This window comes from Mesonia oceanica (assembly GCF_902499555.1).
GTDB classification, from domain to species: Bacteria; Bacteroidota; Bacteroidia; order Flavobacteriales; family Flavobacteriaceae; genus Mesonia; species Mesonia oceanica.
In genome coordinates this window covers 1-1,628 of the sequence record NZ_CABVMM010000048.1, presented here as the reverse complement: position 1 = coordinate 1,628, position 1,628 = coordinate 1, and the positions used below count along the sequence as shown (strand labels likewise).

General features: G+C 44.6%; 1 protein-coding gene. It reads right to left on the bottom strand.

What is annotated here, in order from left to right; genetic code table 11:
• Positions 1–86 precede the first annotated feature (86 nt).
• On the bottom strand, positions 87–1,625 hold the full coding sequence (locus tag FVB9532_RS19235) for an IS1182 family transposase (protein ID WP_150546805.1): 1,539 nt from the start codon (positions 1,623–1,625) through the stop codon (positions 87–89).
• Positions 1,626–1,628: the final 3 nt, after the last annotated feature.

Genomic DNA, 1,628 nt, shown 5'->3' with positions numbered 1-1,628 from the left:
TTTTTTTTGGTTGTTTTTAGGGTTAAAGCAAGTTTTAGTGATATTGGGTTAACTAGTTAAAGGTTAAAAGTTGGGTTTTACCTTCATCAGGACATTATAGCCAGTTTGTTTAGGTTGTGTGCCATTGCAATGAGCCCTGTTTCAGTTTCTACTTTATCAATACCCCTCAACATAAAGCGTTTAAAGTTCATATTATGTTTGATATTTCCAAATATGGCCTCTATGTCCCAACATCTTTGTTTTCGGTGTTTGACCCCCTCTGGGCTGAGCAGTTTTTCCTTGGCCTTGGCCTTGAGCCTGATCAGGGTATGGTTGCGTTCTATGATCCTATTGCCTTTTGCCTTAAAACAACAAACCCTCAATGGACAGCCACTGCAGTTGCTGGCCTGGTACCTGGTGTAGGTCTGTAAGTAACCGTTCTTTGTTTTCTTTTTATAGCTTCCTATGTTGGCCATTTGTTGTCCCATCGGGCAATAATAACAGTCCTTCTCCAAGTTGTAATGGAGCTGTTCCGGGTGGAAGGGGTTGGGCTGCTTTTTTGCCTGTCTTTGTTCTTTATGGAAATAATTGTACTTGACAAAGGCCTCTCTATTTTCACCCTCCAGATAGGTGTAATTTTCTTCACTGCCATAGCCTGCATCAGCGGTAACGGTATCTGGGGCATGGCCAAAGCTTTCTTTATATTCCTCCAGATGGCCAATTAGTGTTGTGGTGTCCGTGGTGGTCTGGGCCAGTGTATAGTTGGTTATAAATTGGTTTTTTGAACAGGCCTGTAGGTTATAGCCCGGTTTGAGCTGTCCGTTTTGCATATGGTCCTCTTTCATCCGCATAAAGGTGGCATCGGGGCCTGTCTTGCTCATCGAGTTGCGACCGCCCATTTGCTCTTGTTGGCTGTTATACTTTGCAATATTGCCGGGCCAGTTTCTCTTTGCGTAGTTGAGCTTCTGTTTAACCTTGCTATCTGTCTTCTTGCATTTTAGGGCTTTGTTGATTTGATCTATGGTCTTAGCTACTTCTTCGGGATCAATGGCATCAAAATTATCCGGACCGTTGGGGCGCTGCCCTTCTTCGGCATAGACCGTCTCCACATAACGCCAGAGTTCTTTGAGCTGTTTTTCGATACGCTCACGCGAGTTGGCCATTGATTTTCCCCACACAAAGGTATAGCGGTTTGCATTGGCCTCGATCTTTGTGCCATCAACATAAATATCCTTAATGTTCAAAACCTGCTGCTGTGCCAGTAGCAGCAACACCTGGTTGAATATTTTCTTGAATTTGCCCTTGAGCTTACCACTGCGGAAGTTGGCGATGGTGTTGTGGTCCGGCCGTATATTGCCCGACAGCCACATAAAATGGATGTTCTCCCCAAGGGCCTGCTCTATCTTGCGGGAGGAATACAGGTTGCGAAGGTAGGCATAGATCATTATTTTGAGCAATGCGCGGGGATGGTAACTTGATGTACCTCCACCTTTATAAGTAACCTCAATGAAACTTATATCGATCTGGTTGACAATCGAATTTACTATACGTACGGGATGGTTCTGCGGCACAAAATCATCATAACTAGGCGGAAGTAGGCTCAACTGAGACTGATGGTCGGTCTTCCAAACAGGTTTTGCTTTCATTCC

What these genes read in the sequence shown, in the direction of transcription:
- FVB9532_RS19235 (WP_150546805.1), bottom strand. Translation starts at nt 1,625, where the DNA reads ATGAAAGCAAAACCTGTTTGGAAGACCGACCATCAGTCTCAGTTGAGC.